Here is a 23812-nt window from a genome sequence, read left to right as displayed (position 1 = left end):
GTCACGGCCGGCCGGCGACGAGCACCCACTCGTCCGGCCCCTTGCGCTCGACCACGAACTCGTCGAGGGCGTCCTCGGGCGGCCCGGACGCGCCGAGCAAGTCCACGAGGAACTCGCCGGCGGGCGTCGGGTCGCGGTCGCTGACGACGTGCAGTCGCTCGCCCGCGTCGAGGTCGCCGAACGCTTCGCTGACGAGGTCGTAGCGCCGGCGAGCGGGCTCGCCGCGGAGGTCGACGGCGTCGTCGGGCACCGCGATCCCGTCGAGGTCGTCGAGGCGCTCCCGGACGTCGTCGGCCAGCGCCTCGACGGCGTCGGGGGCCGTACCGGGCCGGGGGTCCGCCTGCATCTCGCGGTCGAAGGGGAGGCGGGCGAGCACCGGCGCGTCTAACGCTTCGCCCGTCTCCTCGTTCGGGAACAGATCGTGCTCGCGGCCGCACTCGCAGGTGAACCGGTCCATGTTGACGACGGTGCCGAGGACCGGCACGCCGTTCTCCTCGAACAGTTCGACGCTCCGGCGGGTGTCCTCGAGGCTCGTGTGAAACGGCGTCGTGACGAGGACCACGCCGTCGACCGGCACCTCCTGCAGGGTCGTCAGCGCGACGTCGCCCGTCCCGGGCGGCAGGTCGATCACCATCGTCCCCGGGTCGCTCCAGGCGGTCGTCTCGAACAGTTCTGTCAGGGCGTCGTGGGCCATCGCCCCGCGCCACGCCAGCGGCCCGCCCTCGGTCAGGAGCGCGGTGCTCATCACCTCGATCGGGCCGACCGACAGGGGGACCGGCCGGTCGTCCTCGTCCGCGCGGATCATCCCGTCGACGCCGAGCAGCGACGGCACGTTCGGCCCGTAGATGTCGGCGTCGAACAGCGCGAGGTCCCCGTCGGCCGCCAGCGCGCATGCGAGGTGGGTCGCGACGGTCGTCTTACCGACGCCGCCTTTCGTGCTCGCCACCGCGACGACGGTGTCGATCTCGGCGACAGAAACCGCGTCCTCGGCGGACGGCGTCGTCGGTTCGACGTGGGCCCGGTCGACGCCCTCCGCGTCGGCCGCGGCGGCTACTATCGCCTGCGTCACGCCCTCGACCGCGTCGCCCTCGAACCCGTCGAGCGCGGCCTCGACGACGACCGCGCCGTCGTCGACGCGGATCGCCTCGACGAGGCCGGCCTCGAAGACGTTCATCCCCAGCCGCGGGTCCTCGACGCGTCGCAGGGCTGTCTCGACTCGTTCGCGGAGTTCGGTGTCTGGTACGCTCATAGGTCCGGTTGTCGGTTGAGCAGGTCCTCGCCGGGGAGCAGCACCTCCCGCTCCGAGAGCGCGCCGCGGAAGGAGCGCCGGAACCGGGCGGGGTCCTCCTGCAGCGCGTTGCCGGCGGTGGTTCGGACGACGCCGCTCTCGTCGCGGGTCGCCGCGCGCTTCAGCGCCTCGCGGGCCTCGTCGTCGTCCACGCCGGCGAGCATGTGTGCGGCCCACTCGCGGACGCGCTCGCTCGGGTCCTCCAGCGCGGACAGGAGGTCGTCACGCGCGTCCTCCCCCCGGAGCTTGAAGATCGAGATGAGCGCGTTGCGCCTGACCGCGTGGTGGTCGTCGTCGAGCGCCCGTTCGAGCCGGTCCTTGTGGGCCGCTCGGTCGAGCCGATCGACCGTGACCACTGCCTCCGCGCGCACCCAGGGGTCGTCGTCGTTCGTCACGGCCAGCGCCCCCCGCTCGGCGATCTCGCCGCCGATCTTTCCCAGCGCCTCCACGGCGAACTGCCGGACGTCGGCGTCGGCGTCGGTTTGGGCGACGCCGGCGAGCGTCTCGGCGACGCGGTCGCCCAGGTCGTCGGCGTCGGCCAGCGCGAGCGCGGCGCGCCGCCGCTCGATCTTCGTCCCCGAGCGGAGCCGTTCGAGGTGGTCGCCGACCGGGTCGTCCTCGACCGGCGACGTGTCGCTCGCCATCAGCTCCTCCGGCGTCGCCTCGCCGATGGTGACGTCGCGGCTCACCTCGATCTCGTCGAGGCCGTCGGGGTCCTCGCCGAACCCCGGGCTCCGCTCGGGGTCGAGCTGGGGGTCCGGAGGGCCGTCCTCCGGGTCGTGGTCGTGATCGCCGCCGCAGCCGTGGCCCCCGCCGGAGCCGCAGTCGCAGCCGTCGTGGTTCTCGCCGGTGCCGTTCCGGTCGTCGCTCACGCCGGCTCACCCCCGTTCGCTGTCCCGGAAGCGCGCCCCGATGTGGACGGCGCGCCGGCGACCAGCAGGAGGTGAACGCCGAGGACGACCGCGAGCGCGCGAGGCACCGTCGCGGGGACGCCGGCGGCCAGCAACAGCGACCCGCTGGCGGCCACCGGCACCCGACGCCGGTGTAGCCCCTCGGTCACGACAGCGACGCCCCCGCCGACCGCGGCGGCCGCGACGGCGACGTTCGGGTCGACCGCTGCGGCGACCGCGAGGAACGCGGCGCCGGCGACGAACGGCGCGGCGACCGCGGCGGCCGCGACGAGGGCGGCGGCGACGGCGCCGACGACCAGCGACCGGCGGGACGCCGCGACGGAAAGCGGCGCCGCGACGAGCGCGACCAGCGCCGCGGTCGTCCCGAGCGAGCGCGCACCGGCGGCGAGAACGCCGGTGCTCGCGCCCAGCGAGAGCGCCACGGCGACGACCGCGAGTCCCGCGAAGGGCCACCGCCGTATCGCCGCTCGTTCGGTTCCCGCTAGCCTCGGTCCCGCGACCAGAACGGCGGCGACGGGCAGGACCCCGGCGGCCGGCACTCCGGCGACCGGCGCGGCGAGCGCGACGACGGCGAACGTCCCCGCGGCGACCAGCCCGACAAGTTCCCAGTCGGTGTCGGCGACGACCCCGGCGGCGACCGCGACGGCGCCCGGGACGACGACGGCGGCCGCGGTCGCGACGACGTGGACTGTCTGCGCGGCGGCGGGCGACTGGCCCAGCGGCGCGTTGAGCGCTATCCGGGCCGCCGCCAGCAGGCAGACTGCGGCGGCCGCGAGCGTTCCGCCGACAGCTCTGACCTCGCCGGGCGTCCGCGGCCGGACCCGTTCGGCGACCGCCCGGACGCCGGCCGGGTCCGTTCCGTGAGTGGACTCCCCCGCCACGGTCACCCCTCCACCCTCGTCACGAGGTCGGCCCGGTCGGCGGCCGTGAACGCGTCGAGCAGCGCGGCGAGGTCGCCGTACGCGCCCGTCCCCGGCTCCTCGTCGAGGCGCTCGACGACGCCCTCCGTGATCACCCGCAGGTGCCGGTCGAGGAAGTCGAGCCGGGCGGCGTCCGCCCCTTCGCCCTCGAGGGACTCCCGCCGGGCGAGGTAGCCGGCGAACTCCAGTTGGAGCCGCAGGTGGTCGTGGTGGTCCCGGTCGGACTCGTCGACGCCGAGGTCGTAGTAGTCGTACGCCCTCGCCAGGTCGAGGTTGACGTCGTTCCACGACACGTCGCTGCGGTACGCGGACTCGTACAGCGGTACGGGCGGCCCCGTCGAGTTCACCGTCCCGTCGGTGCGGTCCTCGTACTCCGCGTGCCCGACGACGAACAGGTCGTTGTACCGGGCACACAGCGTCTCGTAGTCGTCGTCCGTCGTCGGGGCGGGGGCGTCGACGTCGAGCGTCGTCTCGTCGAACAGCGACTCGAACTGCGCGGCGACGCTCCCCCGACTGAGCGCGTCGTAGAACGGCTCCTCCGGGTGGCCGAACGCCCGCGCCAGCAGGGCGTACGCCGCCCCGCGCGCGCCGGCGTCCGGGTCGAGCTCGGCGACCGGTGCCTCGGCCTCCGCCGCCGTGCTCCCCGCCCCGTTCGTCCCGTTCTCTCGGTCCGGATCCGTCGTCATGGTTTCAGGTCCTCCGTACGCCGACGACCGTCGCGACGACCACCGCGGCGATGGCCAGGCCGGCGACCGCCCACAGGATCGTCTCGTACGGCGGCCCCTCCGGTCCCGGCCCGAGCGCGAGGTACTGCCACTCGCTGACCGCCTTCTGGCCGGCCCGCTCGGAGTTGTTCCCGTTCCACACCGCGAAGGCGACCCGGACGTCCTCGTCCCCGTCGAAGCTCGTGCGGTTCTCCGCGTCCGCGGTGCGGTTGCGGGCGTACACGACGTGCCATCGGCCATCCTCGTAGCTGGCGTTGCTCCCGACCGACCCTATCGGGGTCGTTGTCCCCGGCCCCCCGGCGAGCAGTTCCTGGCCGCCGGTCGCGCCGCTCCAGTACCAGACGTTGACGGGCGTGCGGTCGCTGCCCATCGCGATGCCCGGGTTCGCGCCGGCGTCCGCCGGCAACTGGACGGCGGCGGCGTCCGCGAACGAGTTCACCTGCGGCGTCGCGTTCGCCGGGGAGACGTTGCCGTCGCGCGACGGATCGTCCCAGCTCAGGCGGACGAACAGCCGCTCGTCGGTGTAGGCGGCGCGGACCGACACCGACTCGATGGACGTGTCGTTGGCGTTCGGGGCGCCGCTGGGCGCGCTGGCGAGCGCGATCTCCTTCGCGGGCGTCCGCTCCCACGCGTCGCCGGTCGGCTCCGAGAGCGAGTCGTCGGCGTCCGGGAGTTCGGTCACCGGCACCTCGTTGGCCGGCCGCGCCCCGACGAGCGCCGGGACGACGGCGGCGACCGTGACGAGAGTCAGCGCGACGGCGACGGCGACCAGCGACCGCCGCCCGTCCGCGGCGCTCGATCGCTCGCTCATTCGAACACCTCCAGCCGGTACTGTTTCGCCATGTCCTTCGTCGTGAGCAGCTCCATCAGTTCGCTGTCCTGCCCGCGGCGGACCCGGTCGCGGTGGCGCTCGATGGTGTCGAGCGCGTCGTGGACCTGCTCGCCGAACAGTTCCTCCAGATAGGGTCGCGGGATACGCTCGACGTCGACCGTCTCGCCGTTCTCGGTGTGCTGCGGCGGCGCGAACGGCGGGATGTAGTAGACGTTCGGCTCGGTGTGGAACTCGGGGTGGAGCCGCAGGGCCACCTCGTACTCCTCGACGAGCTTGTAGATGGGGCCGTCCTCGTCGTCGAGGAAGCCGACCAGCCGCAACTGCGGGGGACACTCCGACGCGCAGGCCGGCGGCCGCACCTCGTCGTCCGGTCCCTCGCCCTCCTTACGCGGGTAGCAGAAGATGCACTTCTCCGACTTCTTCTTCATGACGTTGAAGTGCACCTTGTTGTACGGACAGCCCTCGACGCAGTAGCGGTAGCCCCGGCAGCGCTCCTGGTCGACGAGGACGATGCCGTCCTCCTCGCGCTTGTACAGCGCCTTCCGTGGGCAGGCCTCTGCACAGGAGGGGTGCGTACAGTGGTTGCAGATGCGCGGGAGGTAGAAGTAGTACGAGTTGGGGTATTCGCCGGCCCCCTGGTCCTCGTCCCAGTTCGGCCCCCACTCCGGCGACCTCCCCTGCGGCTTGAGCGACTCGTCGCTCCCGTCGTAGAAGATCTCCTCGTGGTTGAACTCCCAGGGCCGCCCCCAGTCCTCCTGACTGGGGAGCTCGCCGACCTGACGCTCGCCGTGAGTGTCCTCCTTGTCGGCCTGCTCGGCGGACTCGAAGCCACCGCCTTTCTCCTCCCAGTTGCGGGGGTAGCCCTTCCCGGGCTTGGTCTCGACGTTGTTCCAGTACATGTACTCGCGGCCGCCGCCCTCGGTCCACAGCGTCTTGCACGCGACGGTACAGGACTGGCAGCCGATGCACTTGTTGAGGTCCATCACCATCGCGACCTGGTGCTCGACGCCGTCCGCGAGTTCGACCGTCGGCCCGTCGTCGTCCTGCGTGCTCATCAGTCGTCACCCCCGCGCCCGCCGGCGTCGATCCTGGCGGACTCGTTCCCGCTGGCGGTGTCGTTGCCATCGGCGTCCGTCTCGTTGCCGGACTCTCCCCCCTCGACGTCACCGTCGGTGTCGCCGCTGACGTTGCCGGAGTCGTCCTCCTCGCCGCTCCGGTCGCGCTCTTCGAGGAGTTCGACCTCGACGCGCACGTCGCTGTTGACGCCGGTCGGGCCCCAGTAGTTGGGCCGGAACGAGAGGTGTTCGCCGCTGTCCTCCGGATACTGCACGAGCTGCGTGGATTTCATGTACATGCCTACGAGCGTGTTGAAGTTGCCGCGGTTCGGGAACTGGAACCGCTCCCAGGCGAAGTACATCCGCGCCGTCCCGGGCTCGCTCGACGGGTAGATCTTCGCCTGGAGCTCCAGTTCGTCGTTGTCGTTGTGCACCCGGACGGTGTCGCCGTCCTCGATGCCGCGCTCCTCCGCGTCGTCGGGGTGGAGGTAGACCAGCGGTTCGCCGCGCTGGAGCCGGAGCATCGTCTCGTTGTCCCGCCACGTCGAGTGGATCGACCACCGCGCGTGCGGCGTGTTGTACCGCAGCGGGTACTCGTCCGGGTCCTGCAGGTCCAGCGGGCGCTTGTGGGTCGGCAGCTCCTCGCCGTCCTCCAGGAACCAGTCGTGGTCGATGTAGTACTGCTGCCGACCGGTGAACGTCGGCCACGGCTCCTTCTCCTGGACGAAGCGCTTCCAGGGCGTGTACGGCTCTCCCTCCTCGATCGGGGAGGTCCAGTGGTCGCCCGCCGCGAGGAACCGGCGGGGCTGCTCGTCGACGTCGTCGAAGGTTATCCGGTCGCCCTGACCGCCGCCGCCGGAGGTCCCGCCGTCGCCGCCGTCGCCGTCGGCCGCGGCGGGGTTCGTCTCCTCTGAGTGTTCGAGGATGAACTCGCAGGCGGCGCGGTCCTCCGCCAGCGCGTCGTCCTCGCCGGTCAGCTGGTCGCGGACGTAGTCGTCGTGGATCGACTGCAGGTCGATCTCGCGGTCGAACGACCGGTCCGGAACGGGGTCGACGCCGCGGTCGGTGGCGACCTCCTGGATCTTCGCGGCGAGTTCGCGGAAGATCTGCCAGTCGGTCTTCGACTCGCCCAGCGGCTCGATCGCCGGCGTGAACGGGTGCACGTAGCTGTGCATGTCCGTCATCGAGAGGTCGTACTTCTCGTAGTGGCTCGCGGCCGGCAGGACGATGTCGCTGTACAGCGCCGACGAGTCCATCCGGAAGTTGATGTCGATGATCAGGTCGAGCTTCGGCCAGAGCCGCTCCTCGATGGCGACGCCTCCCTTGGACTGGTTGAAGTAGTTGCCCCGCCAGATGAACATGACGCTGGGGTCGGGGCGGAAGCCGTCCTCCCGCCGCTCGGGGTACACCGGCATCCAGTCGCGCTCGATGGCTTGCTGGATGCGGCGGCGTGTGTCGTCGTCGACGTTGCCGAGAATGCCGGCGTGGTAGTAGGTCCACAGCGCCGTCGCGACGGAGCGCCCCTGAACGGGGAAGGCGAGCTCCGACCACCCCTCGTACGTCCAGATCTTCTCCTGACCGACGTAGTGGTCGAAGCCGGTGCCCTGCCGGCCGAGGTTACCGGTCAGCGTGACGAGCAGCTGGATGGCGCGGTTGCCCAGGTCGTTGTGGTACCAGTCGTTGACGCCTTTCCCGTGGATGATCTTCGCCCGGTCAGCGCGGCCGAACTCGCGGGCGACTCGCTGGTACGTCTCCCTGCCGACGCCCGTCTCCTCGTGGACGAACTCCGGCCCGTACTGCGATAACTCGTCGAGCAGCCGGTTCCACACCGTCCGCACCTGCACCGACCCGTCGGTCGCGTCGACCGTCGCGTCGACGTCGAGCCGCGGGTCGAAGCCGAGTTCGATGCTCGCGTCGGGGTCGTACTCGCCGGCGCGGTTCCCCAGCGACCCGGGGGCGGCCCGGAGCCCGCCGTCCCGGTCCGCGAGGACGAACACCTTCTCCGGGTCGTCGGCCCCGCCGCCGACGTTCACCTCGCTCGCGCGGAGGAACTTCCCGGTGTCCTCGCGGACCAGCAGCGGCATGTCCGTCTGCTCCTTCAGGTGGGCCTCGTCGTGCAGCCCCTCGTCGACGATGGTGCGGGCCATCCCCAGCGCTAGGGCGATGTCGGAGCCCGGGTCCGGGGAGAGCCACTCGTCGCAGTGGATGGCGGTCTGGGAGTAGTCGGGGAAGACGCCGACGCGCTTGGTGCCCTCGTAGGCCGCCTCCAGGAAGTACTTCGCGTCGGGGATGCGCGTGACGTTGACGTTCGACCCCCACGCCATCAGGTAGTCGGCGTTGTACCAGTCCGCGCTCTCGGCGTTGTCGGTCTGGACGCCCCACGTCAGCGGCTCGCCCGGCGGGAGGTCCGAGTACCAGTCGTAGAATGAGTGGGAGACGCCGCCGAGCAGGCGGATCAGTCGCGACCCGCTGGCGAAGGAGACGGGGCTCATCGCCGGGATCGGCGTGAACCCGCTGATGGCATCGTAGCGCTCGGCCTGCACCTCGTCGACGACCTTCTCCGCTATCTCCGTGAGCGCCTCGTCCCAGGAGATCTGCTGCCACTGCCCCTCCCCGCGCTCCCCGGTCCGCCGGAGCGGGTGGGTCACCCGGTGGTCGGCGTTGACGTAGTCGGTGTAACAGGCCCCCTTCTGACAGCCGCGGGGGTTCGGGTCCGGGACGGTGTCGTCGAACTGGGGGTAGTCGGCGGCCTGCTCCTCGCGCCAGACCTGGCCGTTTTTCACGTACACCTCCCACGAGCAACTGCCCGTGCAGTTGACGCCGTGGGTGCTCCTCGCGACGGAGTCCCAGTCCCACTCCTCGCGGTAGAGGTCCTCCCAGTCGCGGTACGGGTAGTCGCCGATGTAGTCGCCCCCCTCGACGGCCTCCAGCCCGTCGAGCTGGAACAGCTCCTCGGCGACGCCGTGGCCGGTCGCGCCGACGGCCGCGGCGACGCCGGCCCCCTTGAGGAAGGCGCGGCGGCTCACGCTCCGCCGACCCTGTCGGCCTTCCTGACTCCGCTCGGTCATCTGGTCCTGCTGGCTCTGCCCCCGGTCGTCTCTGTCGTTCTCGCTCATGAGTCGGTGTCTGAGTCGGTCGCTGGTTCGGCGAACACGGTGGCGAGCGCGAGTACGACGCCGGTCGCGCCGAGCGCGACGCCGGCGAGGGTGTGACCCCCGCTCTCCAGCCCGGCGGCCACCAGGCAGACGCCCGCGAGCTTCGTGACGCGGTCGGCCCAGGTGTACGTTCGCGGCGAGAGCGCCAGTCGGCCCCTGGCGTCACTCATCGCGCTCACCTCCGGTCGGTTCGTCACCGACGGCCGCGCCGCCGCGGTCGTCGGTGGGGTCCGTGCGGTCGTCGGCGTCGTTCGTGCGTCCCGCTTCGTCCCCGGCGTCCGCGCGGTCGTCGCCCGCCTCGCTTCCGTCGGGCGGCTCCTCGCCGCCGTCAGCGGCCGCCGGTCGCCCGCCGTAGTACGGCCCGTCGTAGCGGTCAAGGACGAGATAGGTGACCCCGCCCGCGATCAGCGGGCCGAGGATCGACGCGACCGACAGGATGGGGTTGATCGTCCCGGTCGAGAGCCCCGTGATGTCGGCCGCGATCGTGTTCATCCCCGCGATCGAGGTGATCATGATGAACACGACGCCCGCGACGCCGACCGCCGTCTGCCAGGGTCGGGCGAGCGGGTCGACCGTGAAGTGCCGGGGCTCGTCGCGCGAGTCGATGAACGGCCAGACGAACATGAGCCCGAAGACGATCCCCGGCAGGACCATCCCGCCGATGAACTCCGTGCTGACGTGGATGTCGAGGACGGGGACCGTGAAGCTCATCCAGCTGGGAAGCAGCTTCAGGAAGCCGAACACCCACATCAGGAACCAGTCCGGCATGATGAGCTCCGGCGTCCCGGCGGGGTCGTTCGGACCGTACTCGGCGACGTTGTGGACGGGGAGAAAGCCGGCGAGCAGCGACAGCGTCCCCATCGTCAGGAAGAACACGACGGCGCTGATCGCGGCCTGGTTCGGGAACGCCGGCAGGCCGACCACGACGTCGTCGTCCTCGCGGTCGATCCGCTGGCCGTCCCCGACGACGTCGCCGTCCCGCGGGGCCTCCGTGTGCTTCTGGCGTATCAGGATCGCCATGTGGACGGCGATCAGCCCGGCGATCACGACCGGGAGGAGGAAGACGTGGATGAAGTAGAAGCGCGGCACGGTCGCGCTGGAGGGGTACTCCCCCCCGAACACCATGCGCGCGAAGACGTTCCCGACGACCGGTATCGAGTTCGCGATGCTGTATCCGATCCCCGTCGCCGTGCTGGCGAACTCGTCGAACGGCAGCGCGTAGCCGGTGTACGCCGCGAACATGGAGGCGACGGCGAGCCCGGCGCCGACGACCCAGTTCGGCTCGCGGGGGTTCTGGTAGGCCCCGGTGAAAAACACACGCAACATGTGCAACGACAGGGAGGCGACGAAGAGATGCGCCGCCCAGTGGTGCATCCGCCGCAGGAACATCCCGTATGGCACTTCGTAGGTGATGTTGAGGACGCTGACGAACGCCTCGGGCAGTTCCTCGCCCTGGTACTCGGCGACGCTGCCCTCGTACTCGACGTCCGAGGTCGACGGCTCGAAGAAGAACCCGAGGAACATCCCCGTCAGCACGAGCACGAGGAAGCAAAACAGCGCGACCTCCCCGAGCAGGTACGAGTCCTCGGCCGGGAACGCCTTGCCCATGAACGGGACCTCGCGGTCGATGTCGAGGCGGTCGTCGACCCACCGGTACGCGCGGCGCAGTCGGTCGGCCATCGTCAGTCCCCCCCGGGACCGATGGCCCCCTCGAAATCGTCGGTCGCGACGAGGTGTCCCTCCTCCGAGAGCCGCATCGGGAGCTGCGGGAGCGCTCGGGGCGGTGGTCCGCCGACGACGCTGGCCCCCGCGAGCGGGTCGAACTTGCCCGCGTGACAGGGACAGACGAGGGTCGCGTCGTCGATGTCCGACACCATGCAACCGGCGTGGGTGCACACCTTCGAGTACGCCGCGTACCCGCTGGCGACCCACTCGGTGTTCGTCGCGTCGCCGTACTCGCCCTCCTCGAAGCGGACGAGCAGCGTCGGCGCGTCCTCGATGCCGGGGTTCGACTCGGGGAACACCGTCGCGTGGTCGCCGAACTCCAGGTAGTCCTCGGTGATCCGCTCGCCCTCCTCGTCGACCAGCGCGACGTTGTCGCTGTACACCGGGCCGGAGTACTCCCGCTCGAACACCTGGGTGAGCCCGGCCAGCGGCGCGGCCAGGCTGCCGACGACCGTCAGCCCGCCGACCGTGGCAAGGCCCTTGGCGACGTCCCGGCGCTCTATCTCCGCCCGGTCGTCCTCGAAGAGCGTCGGGTCCGCGCGGGAACACGGGCACCGATCGCAGGGAACAGCGGCCTCGTCCCCTTCGTCGGTCCCCGTCATCCGTGTCCCCTCCGTTCTGCGACCTCGACGTGAGGCATGAACCAGGCGTAGTACGCGACGGTGAGGCCGGCGAGCGACAGGAACATCCCCGCGGCGTACACCCCGAAGTACTGGGTTCGCGCGAGCGTCAGGTACTCGGCGGAGAAAAGCGCCGCGAAGACGATGGCGAGCACCGTCAGACCGCCCATCGCGGCGATCCCCTCGACGCCCTCCGACGCGTCGTGGTACTCGACGAGCCACCGGTCGGGGGTGCGCATCCATCTAGGAGCGGTCACGCCGCCGTCCGCGGCGGTCACCTCCTCGTCGGCCTCGACCGTCCCCCGTTCCGGCGGTCTGACCGCCGCGTTCATGAACCGATGCGCCGCCGCGACGACGCCGAAGAGCGCGAACAGCGCCATCCAGACGATCACGCCGACCTGACTCGGCGAGAGCTTGTTCGGCGTGTCGACGAACCCGTCGAGCGGCCGGATCTCGCTGACGCTGTGGTCGATCTCGACCTCGGCGGTCGGCGCCTCGCCCTGGATCGCGACGATCCACATCGGCGTCAGCACCAGGGCGACGATGACACCGATGACGATGGTCGGACGCCGCATCGGTCACCCCGCTCCGCTCCGACTCACCTGTCGCCTGAGTCCACTTAGCCACGGGAATGAGGTATAGTGTGACACATTGTCTGCCATGCAGCGAATTCACTTGTATTGTGAGGGGTAGTGAAAGATATGAAATAAAGTGAAAGCGAGAGGAAGGAACATGTTCGTGAACGACCGTGATGGTTCGGGCGCAGGCGCACCCGTAAGCGTCCGGCGCGAAACTCGAACGGGAGAGGGGCGAATAATCGCTATAACTTATTCGTAACCATGATATAGAATGCCTCAGTAATTTAATATACTCATAGCGCGTTGATAGGAGTAGGAGCGTTCTCCTATCATGTCTGCACAACCAATCTCCACAGAAACTCGCAACACCTTCCGAAGTACGATCCGCGGCTACACCGTCGAGGGGCGTGCCCACAGCCTGAGCGCGTGGTTCGTCCTCTCGCTCCGGCTCATGATGGGCTACGCGTTCGCCTACTCCGGCTTCACCAAGATCGTCGCGGCCGAACCGTTCAGCGCCGGCGGCTACCTCACGCACGTCGCCGCCACGAACGGCAACCCGCTGGCCGACCTGTTCGCGTGGATGGGGTCGACGCCGTGGTTCGTCGAGTTCGCGAACGTCGCCGTCCCGTGGGGCGAACTGCTCATCGGCCTCGGCCTGCTCGTCGGCGCCGTCGTCCGCCTCGCGGCGTTTTTCGGCGCGCTCATGATGGCGATGTTCTACTTCGGTAACTGGGACGTCGCCCACGGCGTGATCAACGGCGACTTCGCGTACATGCTCGTGTTCCTCGCCGTGGCGGCCTTCGGCGCCGGCCGCATCCTCGGCCTCGACGCCTACGTCGAGCGGTACGAGATCGACGGCACGCCGCTGGTCGAGAAGTACCCCAAACTCGAGTACGTCCTCGGGTAATCTCCTTCTGCACCGAACTGCGGCGCTCGTTTCCCGAACCTACTCTATCGTCGGCACCGGGACCTGGTCCAGCACGCTCTCGACGACCGACCGCTTCGGCACGTCGTTGACCGTCGCGTCCGGCGTCAGCACGAGGCGGTGAGCAAGCACCGGGTCGGCGATGCGCTTGACGTCGTCCGGCGTCACGTACTCCCGCCCGGCCAACACTGCCCGAGCGCGGGCGGTCTCGAACAGTCGCTGGGTCCCGCGCGGGGAGACGCCGACCTCGACGCGGCGGTCCTCGCGGGTCGCCCGCGCGACCTTCGCGACGTACTCCAGCAGTTCGTCCTCGATGCGGACCGACTCGGGCACGAGTCGGAGCTCCCGAACCGTCTCCGGCGTGACCACGGGCTCGGCCTCGGGGCTCTGCGTCTCGCGCGACCGGCGCCGCTCCAGCAGTTCCACCTCGCCTTCGAGCTCCGGGTAGCCGAGGCTCGTCTTCACCATGAAGCGGTCGATCTGCGCCTCGGGGAGGGGGAAGGTCCCCTCCTGCTCGACGGGGTTCTGGGTCGCGATGACGAAGAAGGGGTCGGGGAGGTCGTGGGTGTCGCCGTCAACGGTCACCTGCCCCTCCTCCATCGCCTCCAGCAGGGCGGCTTGGGTCTTCGGCGGCGCGCGGTTGATCTCGTCGGCCAGCACCACGTTCGCGAAGATCGGGCCCTCGTTGAACGTGAACTCGCCGGTGTCCTCGTTGAACACGTGCGTCCCGGTCACGTCGGCGGGGAGGAGGTCCGGCGTGAACTGGACGCGGCTGAAAGAGAGGCCGAGCGCCGTCGCGAACGACCGCGCGGTGAGGGTCTTGCCGGTCCCGGGCACATCCTCGAGCAGGACGTGACCGCGGCCGAGAACGCCGAGCAGTACGGTTTCCAGGAACTCCCGGTCGGCGATGACCGCGTTGCCGACCGTGTCGAGGATCGCCTGCGCTTCCTCGTTGGCTTCGGGGACGTCCATGGTTCCCGTCCGCGCTCGCTCGCTTTATTTTTGATGGTCGATAGGTGAGACGTATCCGAACCGAAACCCATAAACTCGATAACGTCGAATCGACGGATGTAGCCGAGGTAGCCTAGCCCGGCCAAGGCGGTTGCTTCGAGAGCAACTGTCCGCAAGGACTCAGGAGTTCAAATCTCCTCCTCGGCGCTTCTCAGCGGAACGACGACGGCCAGCGAACGCTCTACGCGCCGTTCGCGACGGTCGAGTGTTTTCCGCCGGCCGAACCGCGACGCGTCGCCGACCGAAACGCCGCCCGCGACCTCAGAACAGCGGGTCGATGTCCTCGCCTTGCTCGCCTATGAGTTGCTCCTGGGCGCTCTCCTCGCCGCTCTGGCGCTCCTCGATGTTCTCTTGGGTCTCGTTGGCGATGATCTGGAGCTTGGTGACGCGGGGCACCTCCGTGACGCCCGAGAGCAACACCGCGGCCGCGACCGAGTCGGAGCGCAGCGGGTAGTCGCCGCCCCGCGCCTCCATCGACCCGGTCTCCTCCTCCAGCCACCGGCGGCCCTCCTCGATGCCCTTCCGGCTGAGGTGTTCGGGCGGGCCGGCGACGACCGACAGCGAGCGCTCGGCGCTCTCCACGTCGCAGGGCAGCGTGAGGCGGCCGAGCGTCGCTTTCCGGATGAGGCTGGTGATCCGGTTGGTCGCCTCGCTCGGGTCGGGCTCGCTGGTTCCGCCGCCGGTGAACCGCGAGAGGAGGCCGCCCTGGTTCTCCTCCGGGACGAGTTCCTCGGAGGCGTAGCCGACGGTGGAGACGCCCCCGCCGGCCAGCGTGTTGACGATCTCGCTCGCGTCGACGACGCTCTCCGCGACGTCGTCGTCCGTGTTCGTCTCGCCGGCGCTGAAGAGGACGCCGAACCGGCGGGCGATCTCCGCGTTGATCTCGCTGTAGCCGGTCCTGAGGGTCTCGCCGGACTGCCGCCAGGCGTCGTTGTCGAAGACGAGGAGATTGTCGACCTCGCGGACGAACGTCTGGAACGACCGCGCGGCGTTGAGGGTGTAGATGCCGCCCTCGTCGCTGGCGGGCAGGATGCCGAGACCGTAGACGGGGTTCGTGTACACGCGCTTGAGCTCCTGAGCGATCACCGGCCCGGCGCCGCTCCCGGTGCCGCCGCCCAGCGCCGCGACCACGAGGAAGGCGTCCACGTGACTCACCGGCACGTCGTCGGTCGCGGCGACGATCTCGGTCGCCTCCTCGGCGGCGATCTCGGCGCCGAGTTCGTTGTCGGCGCCGACGCCGTGACCGCCGACGCGGGACTGACCGATGAGCACCCGCTTGTCCTCCGGGACGTAGTCGAGTCCCCGGAGATCGGCCTGCGCGGTGTTTATCGCCGTGGCGTCCGCGATGAAGTCCGCGTCGGCCCGCTGCTCGTAGGCCAGGAACTCGTCGACGATCTTCCCGCCGGCCTGACCGACCGCGATGAGTGCGAGTTTCATGGGATCCCCTGTGCCGTGTTGGCAACACGGATGCGTATGATACTACGTCACAATCGCCGATCGATCGGCTGCCGTGTAGTTACCAGCTACTAACGACCCACCGGAGCCGCGGTCGTCGCCTTCCGCTTCGCCAACGCCTATTGTCCTCTGCGTGATCTGTGGGGCGTGAACACATGACAAATTCCGAACCGGCGGCCGCCGTCCGCGAGGCCGCCGCGACCTACGGGATCGACCTCGACGAGGCGGGCGTGGAGGCGTACGCGGCGGAACTGACGAACACCGAGGCGCTGGTCGGGGACATCGAACCGGATCTGCCCGAGGCGGAGCCGGCCGCAGACGTGCGCAAGGGCGACGACCCCCACGACGCCTTCCTGTATCGCTTCGAGACCGACCCGGCCGAGGACGGACCGCTGTCCGGGGTCACTACCGCGGTCAAGGACAACATGGCGGTCGCCGGCGTGCCGATGACCTGCGGCTCCGCCGCGGTCGAGTTCACGCCCTCGTACCACGCGACGGTCGTCTCGCGCCTGCTCGACGCCGGGGCCGAGGTGGTCGGGACGACGAACATGGACGAGTTCGCGTACTTCACCTCCGGCGAGACGTGCGCGCACGGCCCCATCCGGAACCCGCGGGTCGACGGCGCGACCCCGGGCGGGTCGTCCTCTGGAAGCGGCGCGGCGGTCGCCGCCGGCGAGGTCGACGTTGCGCTCGGCTCGGACACCGGCGGGTCCATCCGCATCCCCGCCTCCTTCTGCGGCGTCATCGGCCTGAAGCCCACCCACGGGACGGTCTCCCGGTTCGGCTTCGCCGACCTCGCCCCGTCGCTCGACCACGTCGGCCCGCTCGCCGACTCGGTCGCGAACGCCGCCCGCGCGCTCGAAGCGATCGGCGGCGCGGACTCGCGGGACCCCTCGATGCGCGGCCGAGCGCCGCGGTCCGGCCTCGTTGACGCGGCCGACGGTGACGCCTCTGACCTCTCCGTCGGCGTGATCGAGGCGGCGATGGCCGGCGCGGACGACCCGGTGAGCGAGCGCGTCAACGCGACCGTCGACGCGCTGGCCGACGCCGGTGCGACCGTCGACCGCGTCTCCTTCGACGGGTTCGCGCAGCTACCGATCCTCGTGACGACTATCGTCGCGACGGAGTTCACCTCGCTCGTCGACAACAACGGCGTCGTCCACGGTTCCGGCACCGGCTACAGCGAGGCGTGGCGCGCGGCGGTCGCAGAGATGGACGCCGACGCCGTCGGCGACAACGTCCGCGACTGGCTGGTGCTCGGCCGCGCCCTCGCCGAGCGCACGGAGGGCGAACCGTACGTCGCGGCGCGGAACGCCGCCCGGCGGTTCACCGGGGCGGTCGAGGACGCGCTCGGCGAGCGCGATGCCCTCGTCCTCCCGACGACGCCGATGACTGCCCCGGACTTCGGCGAGATCGACGACGACGAGTCGCTCCTGCGGACCATCGCCCACACCGGGCCGTTCAACCTCACCGGCCACCCGGCTATCTCTGTGCCCTGCGGCGACGTCGACGGTCGGCCCGTCGGGTTCCAGGCTGTCGCGGGGTACGACGACGAGGCGACGGCGGTGCGGGTGGGCGCGGCGGTAGAGGAGCGGTAAGCGCGGCTACGACTGGGCTCGGAAAAGAAACCGCGCCGCTCAGTCGTCCGCCAGCACCGGCTGCTCGTCCTCGCCGGGCGTCGTGAGCAGGCGGTCGAGCGCGTCGACCATCGCCTTGACGCTCGCGTTGGTGATGTCGGCGTCGCTGGCGGCGACGGTGACGCTGTGGTCGCCGCGGCTCATCTCCACCTCGACGGTCACGACGGCGTCGGTGCCGCCGGTGATGGCGTCGACGTGGTAGGACTCGAGCGTCGCGTTCGCCGCCGCGCCGAGCGCCTCGCGCACCGCGGAGACGGCGGCGTCGACCGGCCCGCTCCCGGTGCCGCTGGCGACGCGCTCCTCGCCGTCGACTTCGAGGCGGACGCTGGCGGTGGGCGTGCCGCCGCCGCTGGCGGCGGTGAGGTCCTTCAGTTCGACGCGGCGCTCGCGGTCGCGCCCGGTGACCTCCTCGGCGATGGCGAGCAGGTCGGCGTCGGTGACGCGCTTGCCGCGGTCGCCGATCTCCTTGACTCGCTTGACGACCTCCGTGAGTTCCTCGTCGGAGACCTCGACGCCGTGCTCTTCGAGCGCGGCGCGCGCACCGGCGCGGCCGGTGTGCTTGCCGAGGACGATCCGGCGCTCGCGGCCCACCTTCTCCGGCGGGTACGGCTCGTACATCGCGTCGTCCTTGAGCGTCCCGTCGGTGTGGATGCCGCTCTCGTGGGTGAAGGCGTTCGCGCCCGTGACGGCCTTGTTCGGCGCGGTCTGGACGCCCGTCGCGCGGGCGACCGTCTGGCCTAATTCGTAGAGTTGCGTGGTGTCCACCGTCTCGACGTCGTAGGAGTGGTCGAGCGCGATGGCGACCTCCTCGAGCGCGACGTTGCCGGCGCGCTCGCCGAGGCCGTTGACCGTCGCGTGGACCAGGTCCGCCCCGGCCGCGACGCTCGCCAGCGCGTTCGTCACGCCGAGTCCGAGGTCGTCGTGGGTGTGCGTGCTGACCGGCCCGAGTTCGGAGAGCCGCGAGACGACCTCGACGGCCCGTTCCGGCCCGGCGTGACCCACAGTGTCTGCGTAGCAGACGCGGTCGGCGCCCGCGTCGAACGCCGCCTCCATGAGGCGTTCGAGGAAGTCCAGATCGGCGCGGGAGCCGTCCTCGCCGATCACCTCGACCCAGAGGCCGTGGTCCTTGGCGTACTCGACGAGGTCGACCGTGTTGTCGACGACCTCGTCGCGGGTCGTGTCCACCTTCGTCTCGACGTGGCGGTCGCTGGCGGGGACGACGAGGTTCACGCCGTCGACGCCGCAGTCGAGCGCGAGGTCGACGTCGCCCCGGACGCCGCGGGCGAAGCTGGTGATCCGCGCGTCGAGCCCGAGGTCCGTGACGCGCTGGATCGTCCGGCGCTCGCCCTCGCCCGTGCACGCGCTGCCCGCCTCGATGGTCGAGACGTCCGCGTTGTCGAGCGCTTCCGCTATCTCGGCTTTCTCCTCGGGCGTGAGCGAGATCCCCGGGGCCTGTTCCCCGTCCCGTAGCGTCGTGTCGAGAAGCTGTACGTCGGCACCGTCTGTGAGATTAGTTGATTCGGGAGGAACCCCGAATAAATCGGCCACCGGTCATGATTAACCAGTTGGTCCTTGGGAGAGGGGCCGGTATAAACCGTTCGTTGCGACAGATATTGCGCTCGACCCGCTCAGTCGACGATACGGACCGCGTCGCCGGCGTTCACGCCGTCCGCACCCCCCGAAGCGAGCTCGATCACGGTGTCAGCCTCGGCGCGGGCGACGCTCCGCCAGGGGGCGAGCGTCTCGACGCGGGTCACCCTCTCGTCGGCCACCCAGACCACGTCGATCGGAACCCGCACGAAGACGGTGTGGATGCCTCGGCGCTTCGCGCCGTCGAACGGGAAGACGAGCGCGTAGCCCTCGGGCACCGCCGAGCGGAACATCAGGCCGAACAGCCGGCTTGCGAAGGTGTCGGCCGTCTCGACGTCGCTCGCGAGCGTCCGAGCGTCGCCGTCGGCGGGGTCGTGGACCAGTCGCACGGGCGAGGGTGTCCGGGAGCGCGAAAAAGCGTTGCGGTGTCGGGGGATTCAAACCGCTCCCCGCCGATCTCCGGATATGGAGAAGACGCCCGAGGGGACCTCCGTCGGCGTCGACGACCCGTACGAGCACGCGGGCGTCTGCGACCACCTGACCGACGACGGGCGCTGCCGGTTCGCCTTCGAACACCCAGAGCAGGACGAGGCGTTCGCCCGCGATCGGCGCGCCGACGACTTCGCGTGTCCGGTGGTCGATCCCGAGCGCGAGGCGTTTTGCGCCTCGAAAAAATCGAGCGAGGAGCACAGCGACTCGCGAGATAGCGACTGGGAGTGGGCCGACTGCCCGCACTTCCGCTCGCGCAACCGCGACCGCGAGTGCGTCCGGTGCGGACTGGAGGAGCGCCGCATGGCCCACTCCGACGAGCGCCCGCTCCTGGAGGAGCACCACCTCTCCTACGCACGGGGCGGCGAGACGCTCTCGCACGAGATCACGGTATACCTCTGTCGGTGGTGTCACGCGAAGGTCCACCAGTCCTGGGCGCGGGTCACGGACGACGCCGCGCCCGACCCGGAGGCGATCGCCGAGAAGGAGGACCGGCGCAGTCGCGAGCAGTCCGAACTGGGGTTCGAGTCGGCGGCCGAGCGCTACGACGAGTAGCGCGTTCCGACCGGCGGACATCCCGGAAAGCGGCAACGAACGCCGCCTCGGCCACTCGCCTTTTCACGGAGTACGTGCGATAGGGTTGCATGAGTCAGTCGCGGCCGCATCTGGTCGGCCACGTACACCTGAAGGTTCGGGACGTCGAGCGGGCGATCGCGTTCTACGCGGACGTGCTGGGACTGGAGACAGAGGAGCGGTACGACCGGTTCGCATTCCTCTCGTGGGGGGAGCGCCACCACGACGTGGCCCTGCAGGGCGTCGGCGCGGACGCGCCGGGCCCCGGTCCCGGCGTCGGCATGTACCACGCGGCGTTCGAGGTGGAGACGGCCGAGGCCCTCAAGGCGGTCTACCGACGGGTCCGCGAGCGGGACGCCGAGGTCGCGCCCGTCGACCACGGGATCAGCAAGGCGATCTACTTCGACGACCCCGACGGCAACGGGCTGGAGGTGTACCTCGACACGCGGGGAGACGGCGGCGGCGAGTGGGAGGGTCGCAACCGGCGGTTCGACCCGGAAGCGCTGTGACGGTCCGCGTCGGCCGCGGCGAGGCCTACCGGAGGATGTCGCCGACGCGGCGCGGTTCGCCGTTGAGGTCGGGGTCCTCCGCGACGATCTGCAACACCTCGTGGTCGGTCGTGTCGCGGTAGTCCTTCTGGATCGCCTCCTCGATGAGGGCTTTCTCCAGGCGGAACTCGGTGCCCTGGTACACGACGTCGACGCCTTTGTCGTCGAAGGAGAGCGTAGTCATATCACGCGATACGATTCTCGCGAATAAAAACCTGAAGAACCCCGTCCGCGCTCCGACGAACGCTACGCCGGCCGCGTCTGACGAGCGTCAGACGCTCGCGGGGGGTTTATTATCGACCAACGGAGTAGGTATCGTGTGCCCTTCAGTACGAACCCCCTCGACGAGTTGGCGATCCCTGACGGGACCACCGTCGAGGAGCACGACCTGGTGACCGACGGAGACGTCGTCGTCGGCAACCGGAGCACCGTCGAGTTCGGCGTCCGGGGCCGGAACGTCCTCGCCGGCGAGGGCGTCCAGTTCGGCGGCGACATCGAGGCGGAAGGCGACTGCCGGCTCGACATGTGGTGCGACGTGGTCGGCAACGTCCTCGTCGGCGAGGACGCCTACCTCGGCGAGCGCGTCCACGTCGGCGGCCAGCTGATGGTCAGCGGCGACCTCGACATCGGCGACGACGTGGAGATCGAGGAGGGGTTCGAGGCGAACGGCTGGATCGTCATCCGCAACCCCATGCCCACCATCGTCTTCCTGTTCGTCTACCTCTCGCAGCTGCTGCGCATCGGCGAGGACGAGGCCGCGCAGGAGCTCGTCGGCGAGGTCTTCGACGAGGACGACTCGGAACACGACCCCCTCGTGATCCCGCGCAACGCCACCGTCAACGACGATGCCTGGCGCGTCTCCACGCCCGCGACCATCGGCGACGACTGCCGGATACACGGCAACATCCGCGCCAAATCGATCGAGGTCGGCGAGGACGACAACGTGTTCGGGAGCCTCCGCGCCCGCGGCGACATTCGCGTCGGCCAGGGTACCCGGATCCACGGCGACGTCACGACCCGCAACGGGCAGGTCGAGCTCGCGCCCGACGCCGAGGTGCTCGGCGACGTCTCCTGTGGCTCGCTCGAACTCGCCGACGGCGCGGCCGTCGACGGGGCGATGCGCGCCAGCGGCGAGATCCGGATGCTCAAGCCCGACGGCCGCGAGATCGAGTGATCGGTCGTCCGCTCGCGGCGCTCGCCCCGCTGCGCTCAGTCGAACGCCTCCTCCTCGCCGACGAGTTCGAACAGCGCGTCGAACTCCCCAGGGAGTCCGTTCCGCACGTCGTCGAGTTCGCTCCCCGGGACGAGGTCGCCGACGAGCGCGACGATAGCCTGCGCGTAGAAGACGGCGTCCGACTCCTCGACGCCGGCGCGTTCGCCGACGCGGTCGACGAACTCGTCCCAGTCGAAGCGCTGCCCGTGGTCGGCGCTCTCCAGGTACCAGTCTATCTCCATCGGGAGCGGCCCGGCCAGGTCCGTCGCCTCGCCCTCGTGGAGCCGCTCGGCGAGCGTCTGGAGGGCCGCACGGGTGGCGCGGACCGCTTCGCCCTGCGTGCCCAGTTCGAGTCGGTGCTGCACTTCGCCGGTGAAACCGCTGAAGTCCATTTTCTCTCCCCCAGTTGCGGCGAGAACCGGGGAGGGTAAAAGTGGCCGGTCACCTCTCGGGTCGCCGTGAATAAGCGACTCGATGATTCGCTGGGGCGGATTTATGCGCGCAGGCGACCCTAGTTCCGGACTTGGGAGAGCATGTTCCGGAACAGGACCGACGCCGGCCGTCAGCTGGCCGAACACCTCGAACGCCGGGGCGTGACGGCCGACCTCGTCCTCGCCATCCCGCGCGGTGCACTGCCGGTCGCCCGTCCGGTCGCCGACGCGCTCGGCGCGGACCTCGACGTCGTCGTCGCCCGGAAGATGGGCGCGCCGGACAACCCCGAACTCGCCGTGGGCGCGGCGGCGAGCGACGGGAGCGTCTACCGCAACGACGACCTGATCGCGCGGCTGGGGGTCGACGAAGAGTACCTCGAACGCGAGCGCCGGAAGGAGGCCGAGAACGCCCGCGACAAGGCCCGGGCGTACCGGGAGCGCCCGCCCGACGTGACCGGGAAGCGCGTGGTCGTCGTCGACGACGGCGTCGCCACCGGCGCGACGGCGACCGCCTGCCTCCGGCAGGTCCGGGACGCCGGAGCGTCGTACCTCGCGCTCGCCGTGCCGGTCGGGCCGCCGGACTCGATCGACCAACTCCGCCGGGAGGCCGACGACGTGTTCGCGCTGGAGACGCCGCGGGACTTCCGGGCCGTCGGCGCGCACTATCGCGACTTCGGACAGGTGTCCGACGAGGAGGCGGTGTCGTACCTCCGCGGAGGGTCGTCGTGAGCGGGGGCGCCAGTCCCGGCGAGGACCGCGTCCTCGATAGCCCGGTCGTCGGCGCTATCGATGCGGTCGGTCGCTGTGAGAAACGGCGTCGTCACTCGGCCGATGCGTCGCTCGGAGAATCAGGCGGCGTTACTGCGCTATCGCGGTCGTCGACTGCGAGACGGCGTCAGAGAAGAGGCGAAGCGGTGAGGACCGAGGTGATCATGCCGGCGCGATGGTGCCTTCGGCCTCCAGCAGCTCCTTGTACCGGTTGCGGATGGTGACCTCGGAGATGTCGGCGACCTCGCTGACCTCGCGCTGGGTGATCTGCTCGTTGGTGAGCAGCGGCGCGGCGTAGACGGCGGCGGCCGCGAGGCCGACCGGCGACTTGCCGCTGTGGACGCCCTCGTCCTTCGCGTTCTGGAGCAGCTCCCGGGCGCGGCGCTCCGCCTCGTCCGAGATGTCGAGCTCGCTGGCGAACCGGCCGACGTAGCTCTCGGGGTCGGCGGGCTGGACTTCGAGGCCGAGCTCGCGGACGATGTAGCGGTACGTCCGCTTGAACTCCTGGTCGTCGATCCGGCTGACGTTCGCGACCTCGTCGATGCTGCGCGGCGTGCCGGCCTGGCGGGCCGCGGCGTACAGCGAACTCGTCGCGACGCCCTCGATGGAGCGGCCGGGGAGCAGGTCCTCTTCGAGCGCGCGGCGGTAGATGACGCTGGCGGTCTCCCGGACGTTCTCGGGCAGACCGAGCGCGGACGCCATGCGGTCGATCTCGCCGAGCGCCTGCTTCAGGTTACGCTCCTGGGAGTCGCGCGTACGGAAGCGCTCGTTCCAGGTGCGCAGGCGCTGCATCTTCTGGCGCTGGCGCGAGGACAGGGTGTTGCCGTACGCGTCCTTGTCCTGCCAGCCGATATTGGTCGACAGCCCCTCGTCGTGCATCATCTTCGTGGTCGGCGCGCCGACGCGGGACTTCTCGTCTTTCTCCTTGGAGTCGAACGCGCGCCACTCGGGGCCGCGGTCGACGTTGTCCTCGTCGACGACGAGGCCGCAGTCCTCGCAGATGGTCTCGCCGCTCTGGGTGACGAGGTCGCCGCCGCACTCGGGGCAGACCGTCTCGTCCTCTCGCGCCTCCTCCTGCGTCGCCTCTCGTTCGGCGTTCGTTACTTGGGTCTCGTGAGTTCGGATGCTTGTATCTGTCATGATGGTCTCACCGTGGAGGACAGGACTACCGGTGGGGAAAAACCCGAAGAAGACCGGAAGCCTCGTTTCCTACTCAAACACAGGGTCGACAGGTATTTAAACCTTTCGCCAATATTGTTGGGTGCGCACAATCAGGGGGCGCCGCGTAGGGGTAGTAACGGGCCCGTTTCGAGCCACCCGTGGTAACTGAAACCAGCCGCACAGGCTCGTTTGCGTCTCAACG

The 23812-nt window shown here is 70.0% G+C and carries 24 protein-coding genes and 1 tRNA gene; 7 read left to right on the top strand and 18 right to left on the bottom strand.

Going from position 1 to position 23812, the window contains the following annotated elements; genetic code table 11:
* Position 1: 1 nt before the first annotated feature.
* The 11 genes from D8670_RS10220 to D8670_RS10170 are packed head-to-tail and all read right to left on the bottom strand — an operon-like array spanning position 2 to position 11806.
* A complete protein-coding gene (locus D8670_RS10220; protein ID WP_121818008.1) occupies positions 2-1249 on the bottom strand; it encodes a P-loop NTPase in 1248 nt (415 codons plus the stop codon).
* Positions 1246-2160: a HEAT repeat domain-containing protein gene (locus D8670_RS10215; protein WP_121818007.1), complete on the bottom strand. Its 915-nt coding sequence runs from the start codon at positions 2158-2160 to the stop codon at positions 1246-1248. The genes D8670_RS10220 and D8670_RS10215 overlap by 4 nt, the downstream gene beginning before the upstream one ends.
* Complete coding sequence (locus D8670_RS10210) at positions 2157-3080, bottom strand: DUF8068 family protein (RefSeq protein WP_121818006.1); 924 nt, start codon at positions 3078-3080, stop codon at positions 2157-2159. The genes D8670_RS10215 and D8670_RS10210 overlap by 4 nt, the downstream gene beginning before the upstream one ends.
* 2 nt (positions 3081-3082) lie before the next feature.
* Positions 3083-3805, bottom strand: coding sequence for a molecular chaperone TorD family protein (locus D8670_RS10205; protein ID WP_121818005.1), 723 nt, complete (start codon positions 3803-3805; stop codon positions 3083-3085).
* A 4-nt stretch (positions 3806-3809) separates the two neighbouring features.
* Positions 3810-4655, bottom strand: a complete 846-nt coding sequence (locus D8670_RS10200; protein WP_121818004.1) for an ethylbenzene dehydrogenase-related protein — start codon at positions 4653-4655, stop codon at positions 3810-3812.
* The gene (narH, locus tag D8670_RS10195) at positions 4652-5731 is read right to left on the bottom strand and encodes a nitrate reductase subunit beta (protein WP_121818003.1); all 1080 of its coding nucleotides are present in this window, start codon (positions 5729-5731) and stop codon (positions 4652-4654) included. Before narH ends, D8670_RS10200 begins: the two co-directional genes overlap by 4 nt.
* Positions 5731-8847, bottom strand: coding sequence for a molybdopterin-dependent oxidoreductase (locus D8670_RS10190; RefSeq protein ID WP_162994253.1), 3117 nt, complete (start codon positions 8845-8847; stop codon positions 5731-5733). The genes narH and D8670_RS10190 overlap by 1 nt, the downstream gene beginning before the upstream one ends.
* Positions 8844-9056, bottom strand: coding sequence for a DUF8120 family protein (locus D8670_RS10185; RefSeq protein ID WP_121818002.1), 213 nt, complete (start codon positions 9054-9056; stop codon positions 8844-8846). The genes D8670_RS10190 and D8670_RS10185 overlap by 4 nt, the downstream gene beginning before the upstream one ends.
* Positions 9049-10566, bottom strand: a complete 1518-nt coding sequence (locus D8670_RS10180) for a cytochrome b (RefSeq protein WP_121818001.1) — start codon at positions 10564-10566, stop codon at positions 9049-9051. Before D8670_RS10180 ends, D8670_RS10185 begins: the two co-directional genes overlap by 8 nt.
* A 2-nt stretch (positions 10567-10568) precedes the next feature.
* A complete protein-coding gene (locus D8670_RS10175) occupies positions 10569-11213 on the bottom strand; it encodes a QcrA and Rieske domain-containing protein (RefSeq protein WP_121818000.1) in 645 nt (214 codons plus the stop codon).
* Positions 11210-11806, bottom strand: coding sequence for a hypothetical protein (locus tag D8670_RS10170; protein ID WP_121817999.1), 597 nt, complete (start codon positions 11804-11806; stop codon positions 11210-11212). The genes D8670_RS10175 and D8670_RS10170 overlap by 4 nt, the downstream gene beginning before the upstream one ends.
* A gap of 334 nt (positions 11807-12140) precedes the next feature.
* On the opposite strand from D8670_RS10170, the gene D8670_RS10165 reads away from it, so the two are divergent.
* Complete coding sequence (locus tag D8670_RS10165; protein WP_121817998.1) at positions 12141-12716, top strand: DoxX family protein; 576 nt, start codon at positions 12141-12143, stop codon at positions 12714-12716.
* 39 nt (positions 12717-12755) lie between these two features.
* Here the strand turns inward: D8670_RS10165 and D8670_RS10160 are convergent, their stop codons facing one another.
* Positions 12756-13706, bottom strand: coding sequence for an AAA family ATPase (locus tag D8670_RS10160; protein ID WP_121817997.1), 951 nt, complete (start codon positions 13704-13706; stop codon positions 12756-12758).
* A gap of 101 nt (positions 13707-13807) precedes the next feature.
* Here D8670_RS10160 and D8670_RS10155 point away from each other — a divergent pair.
* Positions 13808-13892 (top strand) — tRNA-Ser (locus D8670_RS10155).
* Positions 13893-14006: 114 nt separating this feature from the next.
* On the opposite strand, the gene D8670_RS10150 is transcribed toward D8670_RS10155, so the two are convergent.
* The gene (locus tag D8670_RS10150) at positions 14007-15182 is read right to left on the bottom strand and encodes a tubulin/FtsZ family protein (protein ID WP_121817996.1); all 1176 of its coding nucleotides are present in this window, start codon (positions 15180-15182) and stop codon (positions 14007-14009) included.
* Between the two features lie 173 nt (positions 15183-15355).
* Here D8670_RS10150 and D8670_RS10145 point away from each other — a divergent pair, with 173 nt between their 5' ends.
* Entirely contained in the window at positions 15356-16798 is a 1443-nt protein-coding gene (locus tag D8670_RS10145) for an amidase family protein (protein ID WP_121817995.1), read from the top strand.
* Positions 16799-16837: 39 nt separating this feature from the next.
* Here D8670_RS10145 and D8670_RS10140 read toward each other — a convergent pair whose 3' ends face one another.
* The gene (locus D8670_RS10140) at positions 16838-18385 is read right to left on the bottom strand and encodes a (R)-citramalate synthase (protein ID WP_121817994.1); all 1548 of its coding nucleotides are present in this window, start codon (positions 18383-18385) and stop codon (positions 16838-16840) included.
* Positions 18386-18465: 80 nt separating this feature from the next.
* Complete coding sequence (locus D8670_RS10135) at positions 18466-18816, bottom strand: DUF192 domain-containing protein (RefSeq protein ID WP_121817993.1); 351 nt, start codon at positions 18814-18816, stop codon at positions 18466-18468.
* A 76-nt stretch (positions 18817-18892) separates the two neighbouring features.
* Here D8670_RS10135 and D8670_RS10130 point away from each other — a divergent pair, with 76 nt between their 5' ends.
* Together D8670_RS10130 and D8670_RS10125 are read left to right on the top strand one after the other, a co-directional pair.
* Positions 18893-19471, top strand: a complete 579-nt coding sequence (locus D8670_RS10130; protein WP_121817992.1) for a DUF7097 family protein — start codon at positions 18893-18895, stop codon at positions 19469-19471.
* Positions 19472-19560: 89 nt separating this feature from the next.
* Entirely contained in the window at positions 19561-19998 is a 438-nt protein-coding gene (locus D8670_RS10125) for a VOC family protein (protein ID WP_121817991.1), read from the top strand.
* Positions 19999-20023: 25 nt separating this feature from the next.
* Here the strand turns inward: D8670_RS10125 and D8670_RS10120 are convergent, their stop codons facing one another.
* A complete protein-coding gene (locus tag D8670_RS10120; protein ID WP_121817990.1) occupies positions 20024-20221 on the bottom strand; it encodes a DUF5800 family protein in 198 nt (65 codons plus the stop codon).
* A gap of 135 nt (positions 20222-20356) precedes the next feature.
* Here D8670_RS10120 and D8670_RS10115 point away from each other — a divergent pair, with 135 nt between their 5' ends.
* Positions 20357-21211 carry a polymer-forming cytoskeletal protein gene (locus tag D8670_RS10115; RefSeq protein WP_121817989.1) on the top strand — a complete coding sequence of 285 codons (855 nt, stop codon included), beginning with the start codon at positions 20357-20359 and terminating at the stop codon, positions 21209-21211.
* 35 nt (positions 21212-21246) lie between these two features.
* Here the strand turns inward: D8670_RS10115 and D8670_RS10110 are convergent, their stop codons facing one another.
* A complete protein-coding gene (locus D8670_RS10110; protein WP_121817988.1) occupies positions 21247-21642 on the bottom strand; it encodes a DUF2267 domain-containing protein in 396 nt (131 codons plus the stop codon).
* Between the two features lie 141 nt (positions 21643-21783).
* Between D8670_RS10110 and D8670_RS10105 the strand changes: the two genes are divergently transcribed.
* Positions 21784-22410 carry a phosphoribosyltransferase gene (locus D8670_RS10105; RefSeq protein ID WP_121817987.1) on the top strand — a complete coding sequence of 209 codons (627 nt, stop codon included), beginning with the start codon at positions 21784-21786 and terminating at the stop codon, positions 22408-22410.
* A gap of 201 nt (positions 22411-22611) precedes the next feature.
* Here D8670_RS10105 and D8670_RS10100 read toward each other — a convergent pair whose 3' ends face one another.
* On the bottom strand, positions 22612-23589 hold the full coding sequence (locus D8670_RS10100; protein ID WP_121817986.1) for a transcription initiation factor IIB: 978 nt from the start codon (positions 23587-23589) through the stop codon (positions 22612-22614).
* Positions 23590-23812 lie beyond the last annotated feature (223 nt).

Origin of the sequence: Halostella limicola (assembly GCF_003675875.1) — an archaeon.
In the GTDB taxonomy this organism is placed as follows: Archaea; Halobacteriota; Halobacteria; order Halobacteriales; family Natronoarchaeaceae; genus Halostella; species Halostella limicola.
Note: the sequence above shows the minus strand (reverse complement) of the source record. Positions and strands in the feature narration are given on the sequence as shown.